Origin of the sequence: Diplocloster agilis (genome assembly GCF_019042275.1) — a bacterium.
Taxonomy (GTDB): domain Bacteria; phylum Bacillota; class Clostridia; order Lachnospirales; family Lachnospiraceae; genus Diplocloster; species Diplocloster agilis.
In genome coordinates, this window is record NZ_JAHQCW010000059.1 from 1 (window position 1) to 26,652 (window position 26,652).

General features: G+C 50.4%; 20 protein-coding genes. 18 read left to right on the plus strand and 2 right to left on the minus strand.

What is annotated here, in order from left to right; genetic code table 11:
• The first annotated feature begins 385 nt into the window (after nucleotides 1–385).
• The 7 genes from KTH89_RS22995 to KTH89_RS23025 all read left to right on the plus strand — a co-directional run bounded on the left by KTH89_RS22995 (nucleotide 386) and on the right by KTH89_RS23025 (nucleotide 9,664).
• A complete protein-coding gene (locus KTH89_RS22995) occupies nucleotides 386–1,888 on the plus strand; it encodes a S1C family serine protease (protein WP_158342639.1) in 1,503 nt (500 codons plus the stop codon).
• A gap of 194 nt (nucleotides 1,889–2,082) precedes the next feature.
• On the plus strand, nucleotides 2,083–3,639 hold the full coding sequence (clpX, locus tag KTH89_RS23000) for an ATP-dependent Clp protease ATP-binding subunit ClpX (RefSeq protein ID WP_238723261.1): 1,557 nt from the start codon (nucleotides 2,083–2,085) through the stop codon (nucleotides 3,637–3,639).
• A 78-nt stretch (nucleotides 3,640–3,717) separates the two neighbouring features.
• Nucleotides 3,718–5,475 carry a S8 family peptidase gene (locus KTH89_RS23005; RefSeq protein ID WP_238723262.1) on the plus strand — a complete coding sequence of 586 codons (1,758 nt, stop codon included), beginning with the start codon at nucleotides 3,718–3,720 and terminating at the stop codon, nucleotides 5,473–5,475.
• Nucleotides 5,476–5,495: 20 nt separating this feature from the next.
• Nucleotides 5,496–5,957 carry a signal peptidase II gene (locus KTH89_RS23010; protein WP_158342637.1) on the plus strand — a complete coding sequence of 154 codons (462 nt, stop codon included), beginning with the start codon at nucleotides 5,496–5,498 and terminating at the stop codon, nucleotides 5,955–5,957.
• Between the two features lie 61 nt (nucleotides 5,958–6,018).
• Nucleotides 6,019–6,840 carry an undecaprenyl-diphosphate phosphatase gene (locus KTH89_RS23015; protein WP_158342636.1) on the plus strand — a complete coding sequence of 274 codons (822 nt, stop codon included), beginning with the start codon at nucleotides 6,019–6,021 and terminating at the stop codon, nucleotides 6,838–6,840.
• A gap of 84 nt (nucleotides 6,841–6,924) precedes the next feature.
• Nucleotides 6,925–8,349 carry an MBOAT family O-acyltransferase gene (locus KTH89_RS23020; RefSeq protein ID WP_158342635.1) on the plus strand — a complete coding sequence of 475 codons (1,425 nt, stop codon included), beginning with the start codon at nucleotides 6,925–6,927 and terminating at the stop codon, nucleotides 8,347–8,349.
• Nucleotides 8,350–8,449: 100 nt separating this feature from the next.
• Nucleotides 8,450–9,664 carry a hypothetical protein gene (locus KTH89_RS23025; RefSeq protein WP_238723263.1) on the plus strand — a complete coding sequence of 405 codons (1,215 nt, stop codon included), beginning with the start codon at nucleotides 8,450–8,452 and terminating at the stop codon, nucleotides 9,662–9,664.
• On the opposite strand, the gene KTH89_RS23030 is transcribed toward KTH89_RS23025, so the two are convergent.
• Both KTH89_RS23030 and KTH89_RS23035 read right to left on the minus strand, forming a co-directional pair.
• On the minus strand, nucleotides 9,633–10,268 hold the full coding sequence (locus KTH89_RS23030) for a lactate utilization protein (protein ID WP_158342633.1): 636 nt from the start codon (nucleotides 10,266–10,268) through the stop codon (nucleotides 9,633–9,635). The genes KTH89_RS23025 and KTH89_RS23030 overlap by 32 nt on opposite strands.
• A gap of 317 nt (nucleotides 10,269–10,585) precedes the next feature.
• Entirely contained in the window at nucleotides 10,586–11,470 is an 885-nt protein-coding gene (locus tag KTH89_RS23035; protein WP_158342632.1) for a DegV family protein, read from the minus strand.
• 247 nt (nucleotides 11,471–11,717) lie between these two features.
• Here KTH89_RS23035 and pepF point away from each other — a divergent pair, with 247 nt between their 5' ends.
• The 11 genes from pepF to fucO all read left to right on the plus strand — a co-directional run bounded on the left by pepF (nucleotide 11,718) and on the right by fucO (nucleotide 26,296).
• The gene (pepF, locus tag KTH89_RS23040; protein WP_158342631.1) at nucleotides 11,718–13,514 is read left to right on the plus strand and encodes an oligoendopeptidase F; all 1,797 of its coding nucleotides are present in this window, start codon (nucleotides 11,718–11,720) and stop codon (nucleotides 13,512–13,514) included.
• A 353-nt stretch (nucleotides 13,515–13,867) separates the two neighbouring features.
• Nucleotides 13,868–14,890, plus strand: a complete 1,023-nt coding sequence (locus tag KTH89_RS23045) for a zinc ribbon domain-containing protein (protein WP_158342630.1) — start codon at nucleotides 13,868–13,870, stop codon at nucleotides 14,888–14,890.
• Nucleotides 14,891–14,903: 13 nt separating this feature from the next.
• Nucleotides 14,904–15,662: a TPM domain-containing protein gene (locus KTH89_RS23050; protein ID WP_158342629.1), complete on the plus strand. Its 759-nt coding sequence runs from the start codon at nucleotides 14,904–14,906 to the stop codon at nucleotides 15,660–15,662.
• Between the two features lie 186 nt (nucleotides 15,663–15,848).
• A complete protein-coding gene (locus KTH89_RS23055) occupies nucleotides 15,849–16,187 on the plus strand; it encodes a P-II family nitrogen regulator (protein WP_158342628.1) in 339 nt (112 codons plus the stop codon).
• A 132-nt stretch (nucleotides 16,188–16,319) separates the two neighbouring features.
• A complete protein-coding gene (locus KTH89_RS23060; RefSeq protein WP_238723264.1) occupies nucleotides 16,320–17,564 on the plus strand; it encodes an ammonium transporter in 1,245 nt (414 codons plus the stop codon).
• A gap of 224 nt (nucleotides 17,565–17,788) precedes the next feature.
• A complete protein-coding gene (locus KTH89_RS23065) occupies nucleotides 17,789–18,934 on the plus strand; it encodes an MGDG synthase family glycosyltransferase (protein ID WP_238723265.1) in 1,146 nt (381 codons plus the stop codon).
• Between the two features lie 44 nt (nucleotides 18,935–18,978).
• Nucleotides 18,979–19,683, plus strand: coding sequence for a glycerol-3-phosphate acyltransferase (locus KTH89_RS23070; protein ID WP_158342625.1), 705 nt, complete (start codon nucleotides 18,979–18,981; stop codon nucleotides 19,681–19,683).
• Complete coding sequence (locus tag KTH89_RS23075; RefSeq protein WP_158342624.1) at nucleotides 19,680–20,384, plus strand: ABC transporter ATP-binding protein; 705 nt, start codon at nucleotides 19,680–19,682, stop codon at nucleotides 20,382–20,384. The genes KTH89_RS23070 and KTH89_RS23075 overlap by 4 nt, the downstream gene beginning before the upstream one ends.
• A 104-nt stretch (nucleotides 20,385–20,488) precedes the next feature.
• Nucleotides 20,489–23,878: an FtsX-like permease family protein gene (locus KTH89_RS23080; protein ID WP_238723266.1), complete on the plus strand. Its 3,390-nt coding sequence runs from the start codon at nucleotides 20,489–20,491 to the stop codon at nucleotides 23,876–23,878.
• Nucleotides 23,879–23,889: 11 nt separating this feature from the next.
• A complete protein-coding gene (locus tag KTH89_RS23085; protein ID WP_158342623.1) occupies nucleotides 23,890–24,456 on the plus strand; it encodes a TetR/AcrR family transcriptional regulator C-terminal domain-containing protein in 567 nt (188 codons plus the stop codon).
• A gap of 691 nt (nucleotides 24,457–25,147) precedes the next feature.
• A complete protein-coding gene (gene fucO, locus KTH89_RS23090; RefSeq protein ID WP_158342622.1) occupies nucleotides 25,148–26,296 on the plus strand; it encodes a lactaldehyde reductase in 1,149 nt (382 codons plus the stop codon).
• Nucleotides 26,297–26,652 lie beyond the last annotated feature (356 nt).

Genomic DNA, 26,652 nt, shown 5'->3' on the forward strand with positions numbered 1-26,652 from the left:
TTCAGAGGCTCTTGCCCGTCGGACGTGAAGTCCGCCGGTCATCCTGAACCCGGCTTTCCGATTCCACTAAGCGGGAGCTCAGCCGCCCTATGCGCTCCAGGGGAGACACAAAAGAATCCGGCTGCCCGGAGCATTCCAGGACACCGACACACACCGCCCCTTAAGCAGCGGGCATACCCAAACCCGAGGAAGAACCTCGGAGCGTAGCACCGGGCCCCTGATTCTCTCCGCCGGATCTGCCGTTGTTTGTCCGCGGTAATTCACGGCGTTTAATAAAATTTCCAACTGCACAAATTTTTAAACTTTTAATCACATTTTAAACACAATTCCTTGTTACACTATAGGAAATCGAAAAGATATTATAACAAAGGAAGGAGATTTTATTATGAGTGAAGAATATGGTAATAACGGTTATAATGGATATCCCACAACCGGTTCTGATATGAATAACACAACAAATAATGAGCATCAGGGAAGCGGGGCGTATGGACGGCAGACTATGTATACGCAGAACAGCGGGGCTGATTATCAAAGCGGCTATTACACGGGAAGCTTCCAGAGCGGCGGTTCCGGGGAGCAGGAGGCTCATAGCAATGCCGGATATCAAAACAGCGCATATACGTCCTACCACATCTCCGGGGATTCCCCGAAGAAGAAAACGGAAAAGAAGAAAAAAGGCACCGGAAGAAAAGTGGCAAAGGTTGTTGCCGGCCTGCTGGTCATCGTCCTGGTCGGCGGGGTGGGATTCTACGCCGGAGGCTTAAGAGATGCTTCCCCAAAACAGGAAGCCAGCGCCACGCCGAAGCCGGATGAAAAGCAGCAGGAAGAGCAGAAGGAACTAATACCGGCGGTGAATACCAACGACGGTTCCTCCAATGTTGTAGTCAATGATGTATCCGATGTGGTAGAAGCCGTCATGCCATCGGTTGTATCTATCACTAACGCGGGAGTGCAGGAGGTACAGACCTTCTTCGGCACCCAGCAATATACGACCCAGAGTTCTGGTTCCGGAATCATCATAGGCCAGAACGATGACGAGTTATTAATCGTAACAAATAACCATGTAATCGCCGATTCTCAGGAATTAAGCGTGGCATTCGCGGATAATTCCGTATACGAAGCTTATGTAAAGGGCGCGGATCCCAACGCGGATCTGGCGGTGGTAGCGGTCAAACTGGATTCTATCAGTGATGAAACAAAGTCCGGTATCAAGACAGCCGCTCTGGGCGATTCCAATGCGCTGAAAGTAGGGGAAGCCGCTATCGCAATCGGCAATGCTCTTGGATACGGCCAGTCCGTAACCACCGGTGTCATCAGCGCTCTGGACAGACAGGTGGAAGGCTACAACAGCACCCTGATCCAGACGGATGCCGCCATTAACCCCGGCAACAGCGGCGGCGCCCTCCTGAATACCAAAGGCCAGGTAATCGGTATCAACGTAATGAAACTGGCCAGCGACAAAATAGAAGGAATGGGTTATGCGATCCCCATCAGCAATGTATCCGATATTATCGATACCCTGATGAACCGTGAGACCAGATCCGTAGTGGATGAAAACGAAAGAGGATATCTGGGCATATCCGGCCTGAACGTAACAAATGAGGTTTCCAACAGCTACGCAATGCCTCAGGGAGCCTTTGTAGTACAGGTTTACGACGATTCCGCGGCGGCAAATGCAGGAATCCGCAAGGGCGATATTATCACCAAATTCGATGGCCTCCCGGTAACCTCCATGGAAAGCCTTTCCAGCACTCTGGAATACTACAAAAAAGGGGAAACCGTTGATGTGGTGGTACAATCCGCCAACAACGGAGAATATGTGGAACGCACCGTCAGTGTCACGCTGGGCGAGAAGCCGGCGGAGAACAATGTGAATACGAACCGGTAGTTGTTAATGCCGATATGAAGAAGAACCTTCCCTGATCATGGGAAGGTTCTTTTCAGGTTTGGTATGTGTTTCCGGATATGCGTTCTCAGATTATGGGTTCCCAGTTTATAAAAAGTTTACTTGTAACCGCACATATGGTAGTCTATAATGAAGAATGAATCGATTTACAATGAATATAAAAGAGGTGGTCAGATATGGCATTTGATGATGATAAATTATCAGATGAAAAGCTTGATGATAAAAAAAATATTGTAACAGAAGATAAGAAAAAGGATGACGAGTACGAGAGCGTTTGCTTTCTGTGCCGCCGTCCGGAGAGCCAGACCGGCAAGATGATTCATCTGCCCAATGATATCTGCATCTGCCCGGACTGTATGCAGAAGACATTTGACATGGTGGAAAACAGCGGGTTTAAGACTTTTGATTTTATGAATCCGAACAGCGTTCTGCCGAATCAGAAAAAGCCGGACGGCGAATCCCAGGATGAGAAACAAGAGCAGGACGGGACCGGGGAGACGGATGCCCGGAAGAAGAACTCCGACAGCCAGAATCAAGGCTCTATGCCCTATATCAGTATGATCAATCTGGCGGATCTGCAGAATATGATGCCGAAACCGCAGAAGGTCAAAAAGAAAAAGCCAAAGGACGAGCAGGACAAGCCGGCTCTGGATATCCGCAGTATTCCGGCTCCGCATAAGATCAAAGCCAGTCTGGATGAGTATATCATCGGACAGGAGCAGGCGAAGAAAGTGGTGTCGGTCGCCGTATATAACCATTATAAGCGTGTGGCCACCGGCACGATGGATGATATAGAGATCGAAAAGTCCAACATGCTGATGATCGGCCCGACAGGATGCGGCAAGACGTATCTGGTCCGCACTCTGGCCAGACTTCTGGATGTGCCGTTGGCGATTGCGGACGCCACGTCACTTACGGAGGCGGGGTATATCGGGGACGACATCGAAAGCGTAGTCTCCAAACTGCTGGCCGCTGCGGATAATGATGTGGAAAAAGCGGAGCGGGGGATCATCTTTATTGATGAGATTGATAAAATAGCGAAGAAAAAGAACACGACCCAGCGGGATGTCAGCGGCGAATCCGTACAGCAGGGGCTGCTGCGGCTGCTGGAAGGCAGTGACGTGGAGGTGCCGGTCGGGGCAAACAGCAAGAACGCCATGGTGCCGCTTACCACGGTCAATACAAAGAATATTCTGTTTATCTGCGGCGGAGCGTTTCCGGACCTGGAGAATATCATTAAGGAGCGTTTGAACAAGCAGTCCTCCATCGGATTCCAGGCAGATTTAAAGGACAAATACGACGATGACCCGACGCTGCTTCACAAGGTTACCGTTGAGGATATCCGGCATTTTGGCATGATACCGGAGTTTATCGGCCGGCTTCCGGTTATTTTCACGCTGGATGGTTTGACCGAGGATATGCTGGTTAAGATATTAAAAGAACCGAAGAACGCGATTTTGAAACAATATCAGAAGCTTTTGGAGCTGGACGAGGTGAAGCTTGAATTCGATGACGGAGCGCTGGAGGCCATAGCCAGGAAGGCGTTGGAGAAGAAAACCGGGGCCAGGGCGCTGCGGGCTATCATCGAAGAATTTATGCTGGATATTATGTATGAGATTCCGAAGGATGATAATATCGGCAGGGTGACGATAACGCAGGAATACATCAACCATACGGGCGGTCCCATCATTGAGCTTCGGGGAAATATTCCCCGGATTGCGGAGCAGGCGTAAAGGCCGGCGGAATATTCCGATCATGTCTGAAATATACCAATACTGCATATAGTATTAAAAAAGATTGAGAGGAATCTCATGCCAGAAGATATGCAGGAATTTGTGGAGGAGATACAGGCCAGCCAGACACCAAACGGCCTGCCTGAACCGGAAGAGTGCCGCCGCCGGATTATCTCCAACGATTATGCGGATTTTATCTTTAATACGGATGTTGTATACCAGGATATACAGGAATTATATGGCCGTTACTGCGTACAGATTGTAAACCGGCAGTTTGTCACCATGTATGCGGACCGCTCCAGAATGCTTCCTCTGTCGGTGGGAAATTATACGTATACGGCGATCCCTAACTGCTATACGCTGCTGGATACAGCGGCGTTAGACGCCAGCGGGATTACTCAGATTCAGAATCAGCCTACCCTGAACCTCACCGGTAAAGGGGTGATTATAGGATTTATCGATACCGGGATTGATTATCAGAATGAAATTTTTCGGAATCCGGATGGGAGCAGCCGGATACTGGCTATCTGGGATCAGACGGATCAGACGGGACAGATGCCGGAAAATATTAATTACGGAAGTGTGTACCGGAAAGAAAGGATAGACGAGGCTCTGCAGCTGCCGGATCCTTACGAACTGGTGCCCAGCAGGGATGAAGAGGGTCATGGCACGATGATGGCCTCGGTCGCCGCGGGCGGCCGGAATCCGGAGCAGAATTTCACCGGGGCGGCCCCGGAAGCGGATCTGGTAGTGGTAAAGTTAAAGGAAGCGAAGGAATACTTAAGGCAGTTTTATTTTATTAATCCCGACGCGAAAGTATATCAGGAAAATGATATCATGTTTGGAATCCGGTTTATCGGCGAGATAGCAGCGCAGTACAACAGGCCGGTGATTTTCTGTATAGGCCTTGGCACAAATCAGGGCGACCACGGAGGCAGTTCTCCGCTGGGCCTGTATATAACCGACACAATCGGCGGCCGGGGCCGGGCCATGGTGATCGGGACCGGTAACGAAGGAAATCAGGGGCATCATTTTGCGGGAAAGCTGGAACAGAGCCTGGAATATCAGGATGCGGAAGTGCGGGTGGGAGCCGGTGAACTGGGCTTCACTCTGGAATTGTGGGGACAGATCCCCGACATATTCTCCGTTTCCATCATATCCCCTACGGGGGAATCGGTGCCCCGTACAATGAACCGCATCGGATTCAGCGAAGTGTACAATATGGTATTCTCAGGAACGACTGTATACATCGATTACCGGGCGGCATCAGAGATCTCGGGTTCCCAGATCATATTTATGCGTTTTGAAACTCCGATACAGGGGATTTGGACGATCCGCGTGTTTGGGAACAATGTAAGCAGAGGCATCTACAATATGTGGCTGCCGGTTCGGGGATTTACGGTGACAGACGTAGTTTTTCTGCGGCCGGAACCGGATATGACCCTAACTGAGCCATCGGCGGTGACCAGCGCCATCAGCGTAGGCACTTACAATGACAGCAACGGCAGTATCTATCTGGACTCAGGGCGCGGTTTCGCGAGAGATAATATTGTGAAACCGGAGTTTGCGGCGCCGGGAGTGAATGTGTACAGCGGGCTGCCCGCGAACCAGTTCGGGAACAGGACCGGTTCCAGTGTGTCCGCAGCGCTGACCGCGGGAGCGGTGGCGTTGCTGCTGCAATGGACGGCGGTTGAAGGCAATGATGTGGCAATTACTCCCGTACAGCTGAAGAATTATCTGATCAGGGGAACCAGCAGAAAGCCGAATCTGACCTATCCCAACCAATCCTGGGGTTACGGGGCGCTGGATCTGTATGGGACTTTTCAAAATCTTTGAAGTCACGAAGGAGAATAGAGATGATTTATCTGATAATCACGGCCGGAATTCTGGTGTTGGATCTGGCGGTAAAAGCTTATATCGAAAAGACTAAGCAGCCGGGAGACACCCAGGAGATTCTGGGAGGAAAAGTGATCCTGCAGAAGGTATATAACCGGGGCTTATGTCTGAATCTGCTGGACAAAAAGAGAAATATTGTGGTGGGCTTATCTGCCGGCTGTACGCTGGCAGTTCTGCTCTTTTATATTGGCCTGCTCTTTCAAAAGGGTTATCACGGCCTGAAGCTTGCGTTAAGTTTATTAGCCGGCGGCGCGCTCAGCAATCTTTATGACCGCCTGGTCAGGAAATATGTGGTAGACTATTTCAGCTTTCAGGTAAAATGGAAAAGATTGAGTAAGGTAGTATTTAATCTGGCCGATCTGTTTATATTTGTGGGCTCCGCGCTGGCGGTGCTCTCTACCCTGTGCAGGAGAAAAGCGTGAGTCGGTCCCCGGAAGCGGGAGAGGATGATTTTCATAAGGACAACCAGGAAAGGATCACAGGATGTTAGACATTATAAAAGCAATTATATTGGGAATTATCGAAGGTATCACGGAATGGCTTCCGATCAGCAGTACGGGGCATTTGATTCTGGCGGACCAGTTCATCAGGATACAGATGTCGGATGCGTTTATGGAAATGTTCAATGTGGTCATTCAGCTGGGAGCGATACTGGCGGTTATCGTACTCTATTTTAAAAAATTGTTTCCGGTCGGTAAGGTAAACGGATGTTACCGTGTGAAAATGGATACGGTCTCTTTGTGGTTGAAGGTAATTGTGGCGGTCATACCGGCGGCCCTGATCGGCGTACCCTTTGAGCAGCAGCTGGACGATCTGTTTTATAATTACCAGACGATCATCGTGACGCTGATCGTCTATGGGATTCTTTTTATCCTCCTGGAAAACAGAAACCGTACCAAAATGTTTCCGATCAACCGTTTTTCGGATGTGAGCTATCGGACGGCCCTCCTGATCGGCGCGTTCCAGGTATTAGCCCTGATTCCCGGCACGTCCCGGTCGGGGGCTACGATTCTGGGAGCCATGCTGCTTGGCTGTTCCCGGGCGGTATCGGCGGAATTTTCTTTTTTCCTGGCCATTCCGGTCATGTTTGGAGCCAGCCTGCTGAAATTATTAAAGTTCGGGTTTGATTTTACGGGACTGGAGATCGCTGTGCTGGCGGCAGGTATGATTACCGCTTTTGCCGTATCCATTCTTGCCATTAAATTTTTAATGGGATATATCCGCAAACATGATTTTAAAGCCTTTGGATGGTACCGGATTGTGCTGGGAGTTGTCCTGGGCGCGTACTTTATCTTCCTGGCTTAGCATATCGGGCATAAAATACAATTGGTCCGTCTATGTGCGCAGGGAGACGCATGTGTGGCGGAATATACGTAACGGAGAACAACTATGGTTTTTGCATCCTATGAATTTGTTTTTGTCTTTCTGCCGGTAGTGGCAGCCGTATATTTCCTTTTGGGAAAAATAAGTACCATACGTATCCAACACCTGTTTTTGGTGTTGGCTTCGTTGTTTTTCTATGGATATTTTAATGTGAGCTATCTGTGGATTATTTTGTCTTCCATTGTTGTGAACTACGGGATCGCGGTGTCGATGCAGAGGGTGGAGCGGATGCGTCTGCCGCTGTTTGTTCTGGGGATTTTAGTGAACGTGGGGCTGCTTGGCTATTTTAAATACTATGATTTCTTCGTGGAAAATATCAATGCTGTTTTCCGGACGGATTATGCCTTGAAACATATACTGCTTCCGTTGGGGATCAGCTTCTTTACGTTCCAGCAGCTTTCCTTTTTGGTCAGTGTCTATAAAAAAGAAGAGCAGATCGGTCATTTTATCGATTACTGTCTGTTTGTCACCTTTTTCCCTCAGCTGGTTGCCGGTCCGATTGTACTGTACAAGGAAATGATGCCTCAGTTTCAAGAGGAAAAACGCCGGCATATGAATTATGAAAATATGGCCACGGGGTTTGGGATTTTTGCGTTGGGAATGTTTAAGAAAGCGGTTCTGGCGGATACGCTGAACGTGTTTGTGGGAAATGGGTTTGGTTCGCCGGCCGGATTGGGATTTCTTCCGGCGTGGCTGACAGCCCTTTCTTATACCTTGCAGATCTATTTCGATTTCTCAGGCTATTCGGATATGGCGGTCGGAATCGGGCGTATGTTTAATATTCATCTGCCGGTCAACTTCAACTCTCCTTATAAATCGGCCAGTGTGACGGAATTCTGGAAGCGCTGGCATATCACGCTTGGACGGGCGTTGTCTACGTATGTCTATATTCCGCTGGGAGGAAACCGGAAGGGCCTGCCCCGGACCTGTATCAATCTGATGCTGGTCTTCTTGGTGAGCGGACTCTGGCATGGCGCCGCCTGGACATTTGTGATCTGGGGCGCATTGCACGGGCTGGTCAGCGTCTTTGAAAGGATCTTTCATAAACAGCTGGACAAGCTGCCGCGCATCCTGCGGGTAACGGGTACCTTTTTGTTTGTCAATGCGGCCTGGGTGCTGTTCCGTGCCGATTCCCTGAGCGGCGCGCTGGCGCTGCTTCGGGAGATGTTCCTGCCTGCCTCTTTTAATCTGGCCGGGGTGTCTAAAATAGCGGCGGACGGAATTATCAATTTCCCGATGGCGGCGAATCTGCTGCTGGTAGCGGGCATGGTACTGATCCTGCTGTTTATCGTATTCCGAAGCAGGAATACTTTGGAGATCATGAAACGGTTTTCCTATAATCGGAAGTATATGGCGCTGATTGCCGTCGCTTTCTGCATAGCCGTGATCCATCTCTCCCGGGAGAGCGTATTTATTTACTTCAACTTCTAGCCGGGCGGATACAGTTATTTTGGGGTGGATACAGATATACGGGGCGAATGGGTAAGTACCATGAACAAGTAATTTGTATGATAGAAAGGGTTTGGGAATTTTGAAAAAGGCCAGTAATATAAAAGAGGAACTGGAAAAGGGCTATGATACGGCGTCGGATCCTTTGGAACCAGCCGGCGAAACTATGAATGGTTCCAGTGCTGATCAGAAGACTGGTTCCGTTGACCGGAAAGCGGCAGGAAAATGGTTCCGCAATCTGCTTGTGCTGATTGCCGGAATGCTGGTCCTCATGATGCTTTTTGTATTTTTCATCGATCCCTTTTTGTATTACCGTTCCGGAGATCACCGCTACTGGCTGAATTCCAGATATGTGACCAAAGGGGTGCTGGAACACGAGGACTATGACACGGTAATCATCGGCTCATCCATGGTACAGAATTTCCGCATGCAGTCTTTCCGCGATAAGCTTGGCTATGAACCGGTCAAAGCGACCATCGGGGCCATGAATCTGACAGAGATGGAAATGATGCATGAGATTGTGCGGGACCGCCCTGGAGTGGAGAGGATTATTTTAAATCTGGATCTGGCGGAATTCACCAACGACGATCAGTCCGTCATCTTTCCGGCCTACCAGTACGATGAAAATCCGTGGAATGATTACAAATATCTGTTGGGATATGAGACCTGGATGCGGTTTCTGCCTTTGGATGTGGTGATTGACGGAATGTATCAGCTGGGATTTAAGCTGCCGGAGAAAGTGGATCGCAAGACGCGGATTGATGATCTGGCCGACTGGTCGGACGACGCCGTATTTGGCAGTGAAGTAACGTGGAACTACTACCAGAGCCTGCCAAAGATCGCTTCGGGCAGCAGCCCGGAAGAGATCTACGAGGTGATGGTATCCAGATTTGACGTGTTTATGGAGCGGATGCAGTTTCAGCCGGAGAAGGAATATCAGATCATATTCCCGCCGTATTCTGCGCTTTACTGGGTTCAGGCGGCTGAGGAGGGAACCTTTGACGCGGAACTTCGGTTTAAGCGTTATGTTGTACAGTACTTTTCAGACTGGGATAATGTCAGGATGATCGATATGCAGGAGATTCCTGAGATTACAGACCTGGATCACTATATGGATCTGGTGCATTTTGACCCTGAGATACAGGAAATGATCGTGGATGCTATCCAAGACCGGAGCTGCGATATCACAGCGGCCGATGTCAATGAGAGGATAACAGCCACGATCGAAATGGCGAGAGCTTTTGTCAAAGAGGAGGATGCGAGATTTAGTAACCCAATTCCTCTCCTATCAGAATAACTTTAATCCGTCCCGGTATGTGGGAACGTCTGGTTACAACCATAAAGCTGCAGATACATTCCGGTGACAGGCAATCCTCGCACTTTCCGGTAACTGCGCAGGGGGTCTTGTGATCCAGGCGGATATTATTGGGCGGGGCGGCCATATTGCGGACCCGGTCCATGCCGGCTTTCACGTCGGGCACCAGTTTGTTCATTCCCGCCATGACGATGACGTTGGACGGGCCGAAGGCCATGCAGGAAACCCGGTTGCCGGCGCCGTCTATATTCACCAGCTGTCCGTCCAGCGTAATGGCGTTGGAACTCATGAAGAAGTAGTCGCACACATATATTTTAGACATGAGCTCCTTCTTCTCTTCGGGAGTGGCGGCGCTGTGGCGGTCTAGGAGCGTGTGGCCGGAATTCTGAAGCGCATCCATCATACCGCAGTCTTCCAGCGTCATGGAACCACCCCAGGAGACGACAGACGGGGCGTCCATGAAATCCATGGCTTTTGCCACCGCGTCCTTTGATGTGGGACAGTAGTACCCCTCTATTCCCCTCTTTTTAAAATTCTGTATAACGGTGGCCGCGGCTTTTTCATAGTATTGCTGTTTGGGTGTCATGTGATCTTCTCCTTTACTTAAAATTTGCTGTACTTGTTTGGTGAAAATTTTCTCAGCAGAACGGTACTTGCTTACCTACATTTTAGCATCAACCGGGTCAAGTCTCAACTGTGGATCAAGCTGGTGTGGAATCAAACCGATGTGGAATCAAACCGGCTTTACATTTGATGATTCATTCCGGCTGCTTATTTGTAATCGTATGCGCCGTTTTCTGAAAATAGAAATCGCCGCCGACTTAAGAGCCGCCCGCGTGGGGAGGAAGTCAGCAGCGATTTTATGAAGCTCTAAAAACAAATTTCTTACCGGCATTCAGGGATTCAGACGTTGAATTTCTTAATAAAACATGCGCCAATAGCATCAGGACCCGTATTGGTACCGATGGTTACCCCGATCTGGAATAAGGGATAATCAATCTTACGTCCGATCATATCTTCCAGCTGTTTCTGAAAGGCCTCGGCTTCCTCCACACAAGTCCCTGTCGTGACACAGAAATCATAATCCGAATAATTCGCTCCTGACTCCGAAAAGTATTCAGCCACCATGGATAGTGTTTTATCCAACGATTTATTTCTGCCCCGGATCGTTCCGTAGGGAATCAGTTCTCCGTCCTTTAACTGAATCAGGGGTTTGAGGTTTAACATAGTTCCGGCTATCGAAGATACTTTTCCGATCCGGCCGCCCTTTTGCAGATATTCCAGGGTTCCCACCGTGAACATAATGCGGGAGGAGAGCCTTAGCTGTTCCAGCTTCTTCACGGTCTCATCGAGGGAATATCCGGCCTCTCTCATATAAGCGGCCTGCAGTACGGTCAAGCCCTCGCAGGAGGTTGCCTGCATCGAATCCACCACAGCGATATTCGCTTCCGGATAATCCTCCTCCAGAATCATGCGGGCCGTCACTGCCGACTGATAAGAGCCGCTGAATTTGGAGGTCAGACAGACACATAAGATTTCTCTGCCTTCCTTCAATGTTTCCTTGAATTTTACCAGGTAATCCTGCACAGAAGGCAGAGAGGTCTTGGGAAAAACCTTCTCTGAAGTCAGGCGCTTGTAAAAGTCAGAGATAGACAGTTCTTCGATTTCTTTTTCATAGTGTTCCTGATCAAAAGAAACATAGAACGGTATTCTCCTGATCTTATATTGATTTAACAGGTCTGTCGGTGTGTCACAGGACGAATCGCAGAATATTTCAAAATTATGCATAAAGTCTCCTTTTCCATGCTCATTTTATGTCATAGCTCCTATTATAGCATACTTTTTGATTTCCGCTATAACAATTTTTTCTAATTAAAACAAATTTCCCGTTATGAAACATATAGATAAGACAAATTAATTTTCCGGAAGGAATCGTGATATATATTCCAAAATCTGGTATAATACCAAGTAGTGTAAACGAAGCGCGGGAAACGGCGCTGTGAAGAAGACGATAGAATTCCGGAGGAGGCAGATTATGAAAGCGGTACCGAGAAGAGAAGATATGGATAAAACCTATTGCTGGGCAATGGAGGACCTATACAAGACGGAAAAGGACTGGGAGGCGGACTTTCAGAAGCTAACGCAAATGGAAGCGCAGATTACGGCATATCGCAACCGCCTGGCCGGCAGCGGAGAGCTTCTTTTGGAAGCTCTGAGAAAACAGGATGAGATGTCAAAGCTTTTGGAACAGGTATATGTATATGCCAGCCAGAAATCCCATGAGGATATGGGAAACGCCCATTACCAGGAGCTGTCCAGCAAGGCAACTGTACTGATGATGAAACTGGAGGCGGCCGGTTCGTATTTTGTCCCGGAGCTGTTGGCCGTGCCGGAAGAGAAGATAGAAGAATTCCTGCGGGAAACGAAAGGGCTGCAGGAATACCGGCATTATCTGGAAGACATAATGAGACAGAAAAAACATGTGCTCTCAGAAGAAATGGAAGAGCTGCTGGCCCAGGCCCAGGAGGTGGCCCAGGGACCCTCCGATATTTTTACCATGTTTAACAACGCGGATCTGAAATTCGGCGTGATAAGAAATGAAAAGGGAGAGGAAATGGAGCTGACCCACGGACGTTTTATTACGTTTATGGAGAGTCAGGACCGCCGGGTGCGAAAAGAGGCCTTTGATAAGATGTATCAGGCCTATGACGGTTTCCGCAACACGCTGGCCGCCGCCTATCGGGCTAATGTAAAACAGGAAATATTCTTTGCGAAGGCCAGGCATTACAGTTCGTCCCTTGAAATGGCTCTGGATGGCAGCAACATACCGGCGGCGGTCTATGACAGGCTGATCGAAACGGTCCATGAAAACCTGCCTCTGCTGCACCGGTATGTACGGCTTAGAAAGCGGCTGCTGGGTGTGGAGGAGCTTCATATGTACGATCTGTATGTCCCCATGATTTCAGAAGTGGATATGAAAATCCCCTATGAAGAGGCCAAAGAGATCGTAGCATCAGGCCTGAAGCCTCTTGGCGATGATTACCTGGCCGTGTTGGAAGAAGGTTACCATGGCGGCTGGATCGATGTCTACGAGAATCAGGGAAAGAGAAGCGGAGCCTACTCCTGGGGCGCCTACGGAACTCATCCCTACGTACTGCTGAACTATCAGGATAATCTGAACAACGTATTTACGCTGGCGCATGAAATGGGCCACGCGCTGCATTCCTGGTACTCGGATGAGACACAGCCCTACATCTATGCCGGTTACAAGATTTTTGTGGCGGAGGTGGCCTCCACCTGTAATGAATCGCTGCTGATCCACTATTTGCTTGAGACGACCGGCGATCCGAAGAAGAGGGCCTACCTGGTGAATTATTTCCTGGAGCAGTTCCGGGGAACCCTGTACCGCCAGACCATGTTCGCGGAATTTGAAAAAATAACGCATCAGAAGGAGGCGGAGGGAGAAGTCCTTACGCCGGAGACACTTTGCGGGATCTATTATGAGTTAAATAAAAAATATTTTGGAGCTGATATTGTTGTGGATGAGGCGATTGCCATGGAGTGGGCCAGAATTCCTCATTTTTACACCTCCTTCTATGTCTATCAGTATGCCACCGGCTTCTCTGCCGCTATCGCGATCAGCCGGAAAATCCTGGCAGGGGATCAGGAGGTATTAAAGGGATACCGTCAGTTCTTAAGAAGCGGAAGCTCCCTGTATCCGATCGAGCTGCTGAAACTGGCGGGAGTGGATATGACGGCGAAGGAACCGGTGGAGGAGGCGTTAAAGCTGTTCGGAAGCCTTCTGGATGAGATGGAAGAGATCGCGGGATAACGGGCCGGCGTTAGCGGGGGAGAAACTTAGAATAGATAAGCAGTAAAAACAGAAAAACCCTTATAAAAGGGAGGATGCCAAGCAACCGGGTTGCTTGGCATTTATTATGAAAAAGTTTATTCAAATTGTAACTTGTCGTCTTATTCATGTGGCAGAACTTTTTTTCTTTTGATAGTATTATTATATGGAATAGAAATGAAGAATTCATGTTACTTAAATGAAACTTTTTTGAATGATATTTGAATAAACTATGAACTCCGGTCCAAAAGAAAAAGAAACGGATTCTGTTGACAATGATAGACAGGAGGCTGTCTTTTCTGATAAAATAGAAAAAAACCTCCGGGAGGAAAACCATGGTTATTACATACAAGTGTCCCAACTGCGGCGCCGGTCTGGAATTCGACAGTGAAAAGCAGATGCTGGTCTGCGTCCATTGCGGGACAGAAAAATCAGTGGAAGAGATGGAACAGATGGAACAAAAGGAAAGCAAATCCGCTTCCCAGACGAATGATTTCAAGATGTTCCACTGTCCGGTCTGCGGCGCAGAGATTCTGACGGATGAGCACACCAGCGCTACATTCTGCAGTTACTGTGGGAGTACGGCGCTTATTGAGAGCAGACTCACGGATGAACTGGCGCCGGCCTATGTCATTCCCTTTCAGATCAACAGGGAGCAGGCCAAGGAAGCTTATCTGCGCTGGACGAAGAAGGGGAAGTTTACCCCGCGGGAGTTTACCAGCCAGAGCACCATCGAAAAAATCAGCGGCATCTATGTGCCATACTGGATATACGATTATGACACCCATGTAAAATTAAGGGCGGATTGTACCAGAATCCGTACGGAGCGACGGGGTGATACGGAATATACCCACACGGATCACTTTGATGTATACCGGGAAGTGGCGGCCGCTTTTGAAAAGGTTCCGGCGGACGCATCCGAAAAGATGGATGACGACGTGATGGACCGGTTGGAGCCGTTTGATTACAGCGCCATGAAGCAGTTTGAAATGCCTTATCTCTCCGGCTATCTGGCGGAAAAATATAATTTTACCGAGGATGAGTTAAAAAGCAGGATCGAAAAGAGGATTCACCAGTACGCGGCTTCCACCACCCGGGAGACGATCGGCGGTTACGCCTCCGTGAATGTTCTCCAGGAAAATGTCAATATGGCGGAGAAGAAAGCGGACTATGTGCTGCTTCCGGTCTGGATGTTGAACTACCGCTATCAGAACAAAAACTACCAGTTTGCCATGAACGGCCAAACCGGAAAGATCGTCGGAAAGCTTCCCGCGAGCAAGGGCCGGGCCGCCGCCTGGTTCGCAGGAGTGGCCGCTTCGGTATTTCTCGTTTTATCCGTCATCGGGATCTTACTTTAAGGAGGGCAAAAGATTGAAGAAAAAGCTGGCATTTATCTGTATGATCACCGCCATATTCTTATTCGCCACCGGATTTCGCAGTGACGAGCAGAAGGTATACGACAACGCAGGGCTTCTAACGGAACAGGAAGCCGCAAGACTGCAGGGACAGTGCGTCGAGACTGCCCAAATCAAAGGGATAGACATCATCATCGTTACGGAGAATGGCCTCCGGGGAAAATCACCTATGGACTATGCGGACGATTTCTACGATGAACACGCGTTTGGCTATGAGCAGGAACATGGAACCGGAATCCTGCTTCTGGTAGATATGGGGAACAGAGATTGGTGGATCTCCACATCAGGAGAGGCCATACGCTATTTTCCGGTAAAACGGACCGATAAGATGGGAGAAAATATTGCCGCCCATCTGTCCAAAGCCGAATATATGGAGGCGTTTGAGACTTTTATCGCGGAGACCGGGAACTATATGGGGAAAGATCCCAAACAGGACGGCCTGGCGGTAAAACTCCTCATTTTCCTGGGAATCGGGCTGGTATCCGGCGCCATAGTCACAGGTATCCTGTATCACCGCCAGAAGACCCCGATGACGGTCAACAGCAGGACTTACATGAAGGGGCGTCAGCCCAATGTACTGCAGCAGTATGACCGCTACATCCGCACTACAACCGTGAGCAGACACATTGAGCGCAGCTCCGGAAGTTCCGGCGGCAGCGGCGTCCATACCAGCAGCGGCGGACACAGCCATGGGGGCAGCGGAGGAAAATTCTAGGAAAAATCTAGAAAAAAGTGTTTGACATCTGGAAAAATATGTGTATAATAAAATTCATTAAAAGACGAAGGCGTTTCTTAAGAAATTAAGAGGCGTCTTTTTTTGTTTAGGATTATATAATTCTTGTCTTTTAGGCACAGGAAAGAAGGTACCCTTTCTGCCAATCAGCCATGAGGAGGTAGTGTTATGAGAAAACTGGAAATTATAGTCAAGCCGGAAAAGCTGGAAGCAGTGAAAGAAATTCTGGAAGAGTGTGAAGCCAATGGCGTTATGATCAGCAATATTATGGGTTATGGAAATCAAAAAGGGTACACGAAAATGTATCGCGGCACAAAATACAACGTAAACCTACTGCCGAAAGTGAAGGTGGAGACGGTGATTCCCAAGGAAATGGCCAAGACCATCATTGACAAGATCGTATCGGAAATCAATACCGGCAACTACGGCGACGGGAAAATATTCGTCTATGACGTGGAAGACGCAGTTCGGATCCGTACCGGAGAGCATGGGCAGGAAGCATTATAAGAATTTGACGGAATCTGAAGAACTATTTTCATACAATACAGGAACATGAGATTATCAACGGAGATAATTGCGCACAGCAGTTATCTCCCTTTTTATGAGCAGAAGCATCCATTTATATGAGGAGGAATGATTATGAATTTATCTGACTTAGTTACTTCTACGGGAGATCAGTTGGGATCGGTTGAACTGTTAATAAATATTATGTGGACGATGCTGGGCGCGTTTCTGGTATATTTCATGCAGGCGGGCTTCGCCATGGTGGAGACAGGGTTTACCAGAGCGAAAAACGCCGGAAACATTATCATGAAAAACATGATGGATTTTGTGATCGGAAGCCTGTTCTTCTTTATCCTTGGATTCGCGCTGATGTTCGGAAAAGATGCGGGCGGCGTGCTCGGAACCAGCGGTTTTTTCAATCCTGCCGCGCTGCAGGATGTCACCTCGCTGCCGATCGGGACCTTTATTTTCTTCCATACGGTCTTTTGCGCCACCGCGGCCACGATCGTATCCGGAGCAATGGCCGAGCGGACCAAATTCGTGTCTTACCTGATCTACAGCGCATGCATCAGTATTTTCATCTATCCGGTAACCGGACACTGGATCTGGGGCGGCGGCTGGCTTTCCCAGATGGGCTTTCATGATTTCGCCGGATCCACCGCGGTGCATATGGTAGGCGGCGTATGCGCCCTGGTAGGTGCATGGATGTTAGGCCCGAGAACCGGCAAATACACAAAAGAAGGCAAACCCAATGCGATTCCGGGGCATAATATCCCCATCGGCGCGCTGGGCGTATTTATCCTCTGGTTCTGCTGGTTTGGGTTCAACTGTGGCTCGACCACGGCGGCTACTACCTCCATCGGTGATATTGCCATGACTACGAACCTGGCGGCAGCGGCTTCCACTCTGGCGACTCTGATTTTCACCTGGATCAAATACGGGAAACCGGACGTTTCCATGACGCTGAACGGATCTTTGGCAGGCCTGGTGGCGATCACCGCGGGCTGTGATGTGGTATCCAACTGGGAAGCGATCCTGATCGGCCTGATCGCCGGCGTATTCGTGGTATTGGTGATCGAATTCGTGGATAAGGTGTTAAAGGTCGATGATCCCGTCGGGGCGATCGGCGTACACGGAGCCTGCGGCCTTCTCGGCACGGTCCTGACCGGCGTTTTCGGAACCGGATGCAGCCTGCTTACCCAGCTGATTGGCGTAGGTTCCGTGCTGCTATATGTATTGATTCTCGCTTTCATTATCTTCTTCGTATTAAAAAAGACCGTCGGCCTTCGGGTCAATGAGACGGAAGAATACGAAGGACTGGATCTTCATGAACACGGAATGTCCGCGTATGCCAACTTCCGGTTCCATGAAGACCGTTAAATCAGCGTTTCTCTTATTTCCCTTAGTTTGTACATATAATATTCAGCCGAAACCCCGGAATTCCACTCCGGGGTTTCGGCTGTTTTCCTCCGTTTTCGGTTTTTATTTTTAGTTGCCGGAATTCCGGATTAGAGGTACAATCGTCATAGAAAAGAAAATGTGGATCAAGCATGGCCAGGCTCTGGAAATGGGAAGTAGGGCCGCAGAAAACAGAGGAGAAAATTATGAGGGTCTTAGTCATATCATGTAATACAGGAGAAGGTCATAACGCGGCGGGACGGGCGGTTTATGAAAATCTGACGGATCGGGGAATAGAGGCCGAGTTTGTGAATATGATGGCTCTTATGGGAGATAAGGTGGACCGGGCTGTGTCCGGCACCTACGTAAAATCCACCCGGATTCCTTTTGTTTTCCATACAATTTACCGGATCGGCGGAGCAGTGAGCCGGCTGTTGTATAACATGCATGTGAAGTCCCCGGTTTATCTGGCAAACCGGAAATGCTGCGGGAAACTGGGCGATTATATCGAAGAAAAAGAGTTTGACGTGGTGGTAACCCCGCATCTGTTCTGCGCGGAAACGCTGACGGCACTGAAGCGGTCCGGGAGACTGAGGGCGAAGACGATGGCGATATGTACGGATTATACCAGTATCCCGTTTTGGGAGGAGACCGAACTGGATTATTATGTCATCCCACATGAAGATCTGTGCGAAGAGTTTATAAAGAAAGGGATTCCGAAAGAGAAGCTGCTGCCCTATGGAATACCGGTTATGAAAGCGTTTCGGACCAGGATGAGCCGGGAGAAAGCCTGCACGATTATCAACAGCCGGGAAAATATTCATCTGGATACCCGTAAACGGACTTACCTTGTGATGTCCGGCAGTATGGGCTTTGGGAAAGTGGAGCTGCTGACCGTGAACCTGATCCGCTATTATGGGGACCGGGTAAATGTGGTGATTATCTGCGGGAACAACGAAAAGCTCAGAAGACGGCTCAATTTTCTATTCTCGGGGCACAAGAATGTGATCATCTGCGGGTTTACCAAGCAAGTGGCGCTGTATATGGACGCCTGTGATGTGCTGTTTACAAAACCCGGCGGTCTGTCCGGCACCGAAGCGGCGGTAAAAAATATCCCGATCGTGCATACGAACCCCATTCCGGGCTGCGAGACTAAGAATGCGGAATTCTTTTCCCAAAGGGGGATGTCCTGTTCCTGCACGAAGATCAAGGAGCAGCTTCAGGCGGCCAGACAGCTGTGCCGGAATGAATCGGCGCGCAATCAGATGCTGGAGTCCCAGCGGACTTATATTTTTCCCGGGACCTGCGACCGGATTGTGGAAAAGATCATGGAGATAAGCGAAGTACCATAAGAGGATACCTATATGTACAGAAAACTGCACGTTAGGAGGTAAATATGAAATACTTTGTCTGGACTTTATTGGGATACCTGTGCGGAAGCCTGATGTTTAGCAGCCTGGTTTCCAAATATTTGTGCAACATCGATATCGGCACCATCAGCGATGACAAAAATCCGGGAGCCGGAAATGTTTTTAAATATGTCGGGACCGGCTGGGGGATACTATGTCTGGTTCTGGATATTGGTAAGGGGTTTCTGCCTGTATGGATGGCGGCCAGAATGGCCGGGGTTGAAAGTATCCTGTTCGCTCTGGTGATCGCGGCTCCTGTGGCAGGCCACGCGTTTCCGGTATTTCATAAGTGGAAAGGCGGGAAAGCAATCGCGGTAACCTTCGGTGTCCTGCTGGGAATCAGCTCGTACAGTGATGCTGTATGGCTGCTGGCGTGCCTGTTGATCCTGTTTACGGGGATTCTGGTCGTACGGCCCCACCACGTCAGGGTTATTCTGTCGTTTCTGCTGTTTGCAGTCTGGTGCGGATTCCATATTCGGATTCCTTCTATATTATATGGATGCTATCTGGTCACGCTGTTGGTTATTGTGAAGCATCTGCTGGCCCCTAATCAGGGAAAATGGGAAGTGCGGTTTTATCCTGCGGGACTCTTACGGAGTATAAAAGAGCATTGTGTTTCTACATACCCGGATTTACGTCATGGTAAATGGAGAGGGGAGCATGATAAGAGAGAAAAGGAGCGGTCTGAATGAGCGGATATGTCAGCCTCAAAGGGGTGCGGAAAAGCTATCGTATGGGCGAGGTAACCATACATGCGGTGGATGGGATAGAATTTGAGATCGAGAAAGGCGAATTCGTGGTGATCGTAGGGCCCAGCGGCGCGGGAAAGACAACGGTGTTAAATATACTGGGCGGCATGGACACCTGCGATGAGGGAGAAGTGCTGGTGGACGGCCAGGATGTCAGCAAATACCGGAAGAGGGAACTGACGGCGTATCGGAGGGAAGCCATCGGTTTCGTCTTTCAATTCTATAACCTGGTTCAGAACTTGACGGCCCTGGAAAATGTAGAGCTGGCTCTACAGATCTGTAAAAATCCGCTGGATGCGAAACAGGTATTGACGGAAGTGGGACTGGGAGAGCGTCTGGCGAATTTCCCGGCCCAGTTATCCGGAGGCGAGCAGCAGCGGGTGGCCATCGCGCGGGCTCTGGCGAAAAATCCGAAGCTGCTGTTGTGCGACGAGCCGACCGGAGCGCTGGATTACCAGACCGGAAAGGCGATCCTGAAGCTTTTGCAGGATACCTGCAGGGAGCGGGGAATGACCGTCATCGTGATTACCCATAACTCAGCCATCGCGCCTATGGCTGACCGTATGATCAAGATCAAGAACGGGAAAGTCAGCCGGATTACCGTTAATCCGGAACCGGTATCCGTAGATACCATTGAGTGGTAGCGCGGACAGCCGGTAAGCTGTTAGAAAAGCAGAATCTCTGACGAAAAGCAAGGAGGCTATTCGACGGACTGATGAAGAAACATGCGTTGCATAAAGATTTTTTCATGGAAATTAAAAAGAGTTTTCACCGGTATGCCTCCATTTTGTTAATCGTAGCATTGGGAGTGGCATTCTTCTCGGGAGTCCGGGCGTCGAAGCCGGATATGGTCCTCTCGGCGGACATCTTTTACGATGAAAGTAATCTGATGGATATCCGGGTCATAAGTACGCTGGGGCTGACAGATGAGGACGTGGAGGCCATCCGTCAGGTCGAAGGGGTCGCAGATGTTATGCCGGTATATTCCTCAGATGTCCTGTGCGAGTCAAAGGACAATATGCTGGTAGTTAAGCTGATGTCCCTGCCCGATCCGGTGAATCAGATGAAGATCAAGGAGGGGAGGCTGCCGCAAAAATCCGGGGAATGCCTGGTGGACGAGAAACTGGTGGATTCCTACGGTTATCGGATCGGTGACCGGATCACCGTGCAGTCCGGTAACGACACGGAGCTTTCCGATATCGTCAACACCCCGGAATATACGATCGTGGGATATGGCAGCAGTCCTGTGTATCTCTCGCTGGAGCGTGGAAGCAGCAGTATCGGAAGCGGGGATATGAACGGTTTTGTCGTGATTCCGACGGAAGACTTTGCGCTTAAGGCCTACACAGAGATTTGTCTGACGGCTGCGGGGGCGAAAGACCTGACCTGCTACACCGATGCGTATGATGATTTTGTCGACAAGCTGGTGTCCCGGATCGAGGATATCTCCGGCGCCAGATGCCAGGCACGCTATGAAGAGGTGAAAAAAGAAGGCGGCGATAAAATCAAGGATGCGCAGGGGGAAGTGGCAGACGCGGAACAAAAGCTTGCGGACGCGAAACAGAAGATCGAAGATGGGCAGCAGGAAATCGAGGATGCCAAACAGACCCTGGAAGAAAAGGAACAGGAATTAAGAGACGCCAAACAGGAGCTGGCGGATAAAGAACAGGAGCTGGCGGACGGAAAAGAACAGCTGGCCGATGGGTTCCGGGAGCTGGAAGAGAACCAGGACAAAGTGGCCGAGGGAAGGGAAAAGTGGCGGGAGGGGATCACTCAGGCCTCCGACGGGGAGCGTCAGCTGGAAGAGGCGAAGCAGAAACTATCGGAAACCGAAGCCCAGTTAAAAGCCGCAGCAGAGCAGCTAAACACGCAGGAACAGAGCTTAAACGCGGCCCGGGAACAGTTAAAGCAGATGAAGGATGCCTACGCTGCGTTAAAAGCAGCGGCGGACGCCGGTTATCCGTTAAGCCCCCAACAGCAGGCCCAGCTGATCCAGCTGGAGACCGGAATCGCGGCCATGGAGCCGGAGCTTCAAAAGGGAGCCCAGGAACTGGAAGCGGGAAAACAGCAGGTGGAAGCGGGAAAACAACAGCTGGAAGCCGGCAAAGGCCAGCTGGCACAGCAGGAAGCGAAGCTTGAGGCAGCGAAGCAGCAGCTCACAGACAGCGGCTGGGAGTTAGAAGACGCGGAGCGGCAGATCGAAGAGGCAAAAGCCCTCCTGTATGAGAAGCAGGATGAGATCCACGACGGCGATGTGAAGATCGCGGACGCCAAAGAAGAACTGCGGGATGGGGAGAAGAAGCTTAAAGACGCCCGGAAGGAACTGACAGACGCGGAACAGAAACTGGCGGATGGGCAGCAGGAGTACGAGGATGCCAGAGCGGAAAATGAACCGAAGATCGCGGATGCCAAACAGGACATCGCGGATGCGCAGCAAAAGCTGGATGATCTGGAGGTCCCGGAATGGTTCGTGCTGGACCGGCAGTATCTGCAGACCTATGTGGAATACGGACAGAACTCAGACCGTATTGGAGCCATAGGAGATGTCTTTCCGGCGATCTTTTTCCTGGTAGCGGCCCTGGTAGCCCTGACCACCATGACCAGGATGGTGGAGGAGGAGCGGACCCAGATCGGCACGCTCAAGGCCCTTGGCTATGGGAAAGCCAGCATTGCGGGAAAATATATCTGGTACGCACTGTCGGCCAGTCTGTTCGGCAGCCTGCTGGGCTTGGTAGTGGGGCAGAAGCTGCTGCCCTATGTGATTATCAACGCGTATAAGATCCTGTACAATAATCTGCCGGCTATCGTAACCCCTTTGAACTTTAACTATTCCGTCACATCGACGGCGCTGGCCGTATTCTGCACCACGATCGCGGTGGTTGCGGCCTGCTATAAAGAATTGCTTGCGGTACCGGCCCAGCTCATGCGCCCCGCCGCACCGAAAGCGGGAAAACGGGTTATGCTGGAGCGGGTGACTTTCCTGTGGAAGCATCTGAATTTTACCCGAAAGGCCACCATCCGGAATCTGATCCGGTATAAAAAACGGTTTTTCATGACGGTTCTGGGCATCGGAGGCTGTACGGCGCTGCTGCTGGTAGGATTCGGCCTGCAGGATTCCATCATGTCCATCGGGGATCTGCAGTTTGAGAACGTCCGGATCTATCACGCGTCAATCGGGATTGACGAGGATGCGGACGCGATGTCCCGGGAAGCGCTGGCCGGCAGGATAAAGTCAGATGACCGGATCAAAAGTTTTCTCCCCGCCAGGGAGGTGGCGGTGGATATCGGATTCGACGGAACGGAGCGAAGCGGGTATCTGGTGGTTCCGGAGTATCCGGACCAGTTACAGGACTATATCCGTCTGAAGGACCGGATCACCGGCGATCCCTATACGCTGACGGACGACACGGTGATTCTAACGGAAAAAGCGGCCACGCTGCTTGGCATATCGAAGGGGGATCGGATCTATCTGAAAGACAAAGAGACCAGCCGGGTGGAAGTGACCGTGGGGGAGATCGCGGAGAACTATTTCATGCATTATGTCTACATGACGCCGGCCCTCTATGAGAAGCTATACCAGGAGAAGCCCGTCTACAACGAATACCTGACCATTGACCGGGAAAATGGGGAAGCCTTTCAAAAGAAGATACAGGAAGAATATATCAATATGGAGGCGTGCAGCGGGGTAAGCTTCGTAAGCGATACGGAAAACCGCATCCGCAATATGTTAAAAAGCATGGACACCATCATCTATGTGCTGGTTATTTCTGCGGGTATGCTGGCCTTTATCGTGCTGTATAACCTGAATAATATCAATATCACAGAGCGCAAGAGGGAGCTGGCCACTCTGAAGGTACTGGGCTTTTTTGACGGGGAAGTATCGGCTTATATGCTGCGTGAAAATATACTGCTGACCATGATCGGGGCGCTGATCGGCCTGTTCATGGGGATTGCGCTGCACCGGTTTGTCATTATAACGGCGGAAATTGACATGCTGATGTTCGGCAGGCTGATTAAGCCCAGAAGCTTTGTTTACAGCGTGCTATTTACATTTGCGTTTTCACTGTTTGTAAACTTTACCATGCATTTTAAACTGAAGAAGATCGACATGGTGGAATCCATGAAGAGCGTGGAATAGGGGAAAAGAGTATGCCGGATGTGAATAAGGGAGAAAAAACAAAATACCGGCTGGCGGACTCCATCAAGGTGTGTATGAAGACCGCCCCGGTGGATAAGATTACGGTACAGAGCATCGTGGATGGCTGCCATATGACCAGGCAGACCTTTTATCGGAATTTTAAGGATAAATATGATCTGATCAACTGGTATTTCGACAAGCTGGTCCTGGAGTCATTTGCCCGCATGGGCACCGACCGCACCGTATACGAGGGGCTGGTGCGCAAATTTGAATTTATCCGCCAGGAGAAGATATTCTTCACGGAGGCGTTCCGGTCGGACGATCAAAACTCTTTAAAGGAGCATGATTTTGAGTTGATTATCGAGTTCTACCGGGAGCAGATCCAGAGAAAGACCCGCCGCCAGGTGCGGGAGGATCTGATGTTCCTGCTGGAAATGTATTGCAGAGGATCTGTTTACATGACGGTTAAGTGGGTGCTGAACGGGATGAAAGAGACACCGGAGGAGATGGCCCGGGCGCTGGTGGACGCCATGCCTCCGAAGCTTAGGGAGGTGTTTTTGGAGATCCATCTGGTCTGAAGGGGCCGGAGCGGGCTGGCGCAAGGAGTGGGGCTTGGAGCTGCGGGGCGGCGGTTTTGCTGTGCGCGGTTCCTGCCGGCTGTCCGGACCGGGCTTCCAAGTGCGGCGCCGGCCGTCTTCCCCTGTGGGAGGAGGAGGTCCGTCCATTCTGTCACGGAAGGCTGTTACCCGGTAAAATCTAAATGAAATCCGGCTGGGCTGTTATGGGTGCGTGGCTTATTCGCTCCGAATGCTTGATGCATTCGCAGCTCAGAAGCCACCGAACGACTGCAGGGAATGCAGTCGTTCGCCCATAACAGCCCAGCCGGATTTCATTAAGATTTTACACGGGCGCCTTATGTGACAGAATGGACGGACCTCCTCCTCCCACAGGGGAAGACGGCCGGCGCCGCACTTGGAAGCCCGGTCCGGACAGCCGGCAGGAGCTGTGCACAGCAAAACCGCCGCCCCGCAGCTTCAAGCCCCGCTCCTTGCGCCAGCCCGCTCCGGCTTTGGTGAGAGCTGGGAGGATGGGGGGATGTTAATGGATTACGGAAGAAAATATTGAAAAATGTGACAGTTATCCTGGATTGTAACTTTTCAGGGGGGTTATTGATTGTTAAAATTATATCATAAGAAACCGGACAGTAACACTATAAGGCACCTGCTGGCCGGGGGAGTCATTGGAAAGGTGCAAGAAGGAGAAGAGAATATGGCAAACAGAATCGTATTGAATGAAACATCTTATCATGGAGCGGGAGCAATTCAGGAGATCGTACATGAGGTCGCGGGCAGAGGGTTTCAGAAGGCCTTTATCTGTTCCGATCCGGATCTGGTTAAATTCAAGGTGACGGCGAAGGTGACAGATGTCCTGGATAAAGCGGGACTGGCTTATGAAGTTTATTCGAATATTAAGCCGAATCCTACAATTGAAAACGTGCAGACCGGGGTGGCGGCGTTTAAAGCTTCTAATGCGGATTACATTATCGCCATCGGGGGTGGTTCCTCCATGGATACGTCCAAGGCGATCGGAATTATTATCGCAAATCCGGAGTTTGAAGACGTGAGAAGCCTGGAAGGCGTAGCGCCCACGAAGAATCCAAGCATTCCGATTATCGCAGTTCCCACCACGGCTGGTACTGCGGCTGAGGTCACGATCAACTATGTAATCACGGATGTGGAGAAAAAACGGAAATTCGTCTGTGTGGATACTCATGATATCCCGGTAGTCGCCATCGTAGATCCTGAGATGATGGCCAGCATGCCCAAGGGCCTGACCGCGGCCACCGGTATGGATGCTCTGACTCATGCCATCGAAGGGTATACTACGAAAGGCGCCTGGGAGATGACCGACATGTTTAATCTGAAAGCCATCGAGGTGATAGCGAAAAATTTAAGAGGCGCTGTGGACAATACCCCCGAAGGACGGGAAGGAATGGCTCTGGGACAGTATCTGACCGGTATGGGATTCTCCAACTGCGGACTGGGAATCGTGCATTCTATGGCGCATGCGCTGGGCGCTGTATATGATACTCCCCACGGGGTGGCTAATGCGATTCTGCTGCCTACCGTGATGGCGTATAACGCCGATATGACGGGTGATAAGTATAAATATATCGCGGCCGCTATGGGCGTGGAGGGGACGGAGTCCATGAGCCGGGAAGAGTACCGTAAGGCGGCTGTGGACGCGGTTCGCCAGCTGTCCCTGGATGTTGGGATTCCGGCAGATTTAAAAGAGATCGTCAAGGAAGAGGATATTCAGTTCCTGGCGGAATCCGCTGTTGCGGACGCATGCGCGCCGGGCAATCCGAAGGAAGCGAGCCTGGATGATATCATTGGGCTGTACCGTTCCCTTTTGTAAATTTCTGTTCTTTGGTGTCTCCCCGGGAGGGCGGAGGGCTTGCGCTGGCAGCCGCTTAGTGGAATTGAAAAGCCGGGGTTAGGAGCCGAGTCTCTGAACCGGGTGCTGTCGCACTGACTTAGTGTTCTTCCCGGAGGCTTCGTATGTCCTCTGCTTACGCCTTGGAACTGCGGGCGGTATACGGGGACGGCTCCGGGTGACCGGGTTCTTTTGTATCTCCCTGGGAGCGCGGAGGGCTAGCGCTGGTCTCCGCTAAAGGGAATCGAAAAGCCGGATTCAGGAACCGAGCCTATTCACCAGGAACACCTGATGTGTTCCCGGTTCAGAGGCTCTTGCCCGTCGGACGTGAAGTCCGC

What these genes read in the sequence shown, in the direction of transcription:
- KTH89_RS23055 (WP_158342628.1), top strand. Translation starts at nt 15,849, where the DNA reads ATGAGAAAACTGGAAATTATAGTCAAGCCGGAAAAGCTGGAAGCAGTG.
- clpX (WP_238723261.1), top strand. Translation starts at nt 2,083, where the DNA reads ATGGCATTTGATGATGATAAATTATCAGATGAAAAGCTTGATGATAAA.
- KTH89_RS23080 (WP_238723266.1), top strand. Translation starts at nt 20,489, where the DNA reads ATGGAAATTAAAAAGAGTTTTCACCGGTATGCCTCCATTTTGTTAATC.
- KTH89_RS23060 (WP_238723264.1), top strand. Translation starts at nt 16,320, where the DNA reads ATGAATTTATCTGACTTAGTTACTTCTACGGGAGATCAGTTGGGATCG.
- KTH89_RS23005 (WP_238723262.1), top strand. Translation starts at nt 3,718, where the DNA reads ATGCCAGAAGATATGCAGGAATTTGTGGAGGAGATACAGGCCAGCCAG.
- fucO (WP_158342622.1), top strand. Translation starts at nt 25,148, where the DNA reads ATGGCAAACAGAATCGTATTGAATGAAACATCTTATCATGGAGCGGGA.
- KTH89_RS23015 (WP_158342636.1), top strand. Translation starts at nt 6,019, where the DNA reads ATGTTAGACATTATAAAAGCAATTATATTGGGAATTATCGAAGGTATC.
- KTH89_RS23045 (WP_158342630.1), top strand. Translation starts at nt 13,868, where the DNA reads ATGGTTATTACATACAAGTGTCCCAACTGCGGCGCCGGTCTGGAATTC.
- KTH89_RS23030 (WP_158342633.1), bottom strand. Translation starts at nt 10,268, where the DNA reads ATGACACCCAAACAGCAATACTATGAAAAAGCCGCGGCCACCGTTATA.
- KTH89_RS23085 (WP_158342623.1), top strand. Translation starts at nt 23,890, where the DNA reads ATGCCGGATGTGAATAAGGGAGAAAAAACAAAATACCGGCTGGCGGAC.
- KTH89_RS23010 (WP_158342637.1), top strand. Translation starts at nt 5,496, where the DNA reads ATGATTTATCTGATAATCACGGCCGGAATTCTGGTGTTGGATCTGGCG.
- KTH89_RS22995 (WP_158342639.1), top strand. Translation starts at nt 386, where the DNA reads ATGAGTGAAGAATATGGTAATAACGGTTATAATGGATATCCCACAACC.
- KTH89_RS23020 (WP_158342635.1), top strand. Translation starts at nt 6,925, where the DNA reads ATGGTTTTTGCATCCTATGAATTTGTTTTTGTCTTTCTGCCGGTAGTG.
- KTH89_RS23065 (WP_238723265.1), top strand. Translation starts at nt 17,789, where the DNA reads ATGAGGGTCTTAGTCATATCATGTAATACAGGAGAAGGTCATAACGCG.
- KTH89_RS23035 (WP_158342632.1), bottom strand. Translation starts at nt 11,470, where the DNA reads ATGCATAATTTTGAAATATTCTGCGATTCGTCCTGTGACACACCGACA.
- pepF (WP_158342631.1), top strand. Translation starts at nt 11,718, where the DNA reads ATGAAAGCGGTACCGAGAAGAGAAGATATGGATAAAACCTATTGCTGG.
- KTH89_RS23075 (WP_158342624.1), top strand. Translation starts at nt 19,680, where the DNA reads ATGAGCGGATATGTCAGCCTCAAAGGGGTGCGGAAAAGCTATCGTATG.
- KTH89_RS23070 (WP_158342625.1), top strand. Translation starts at nt 18,979, where the DNA reads ATGAAATACTTTGTCTGGACTTTATTGGGATACCTGTGCGGAAGCCTG.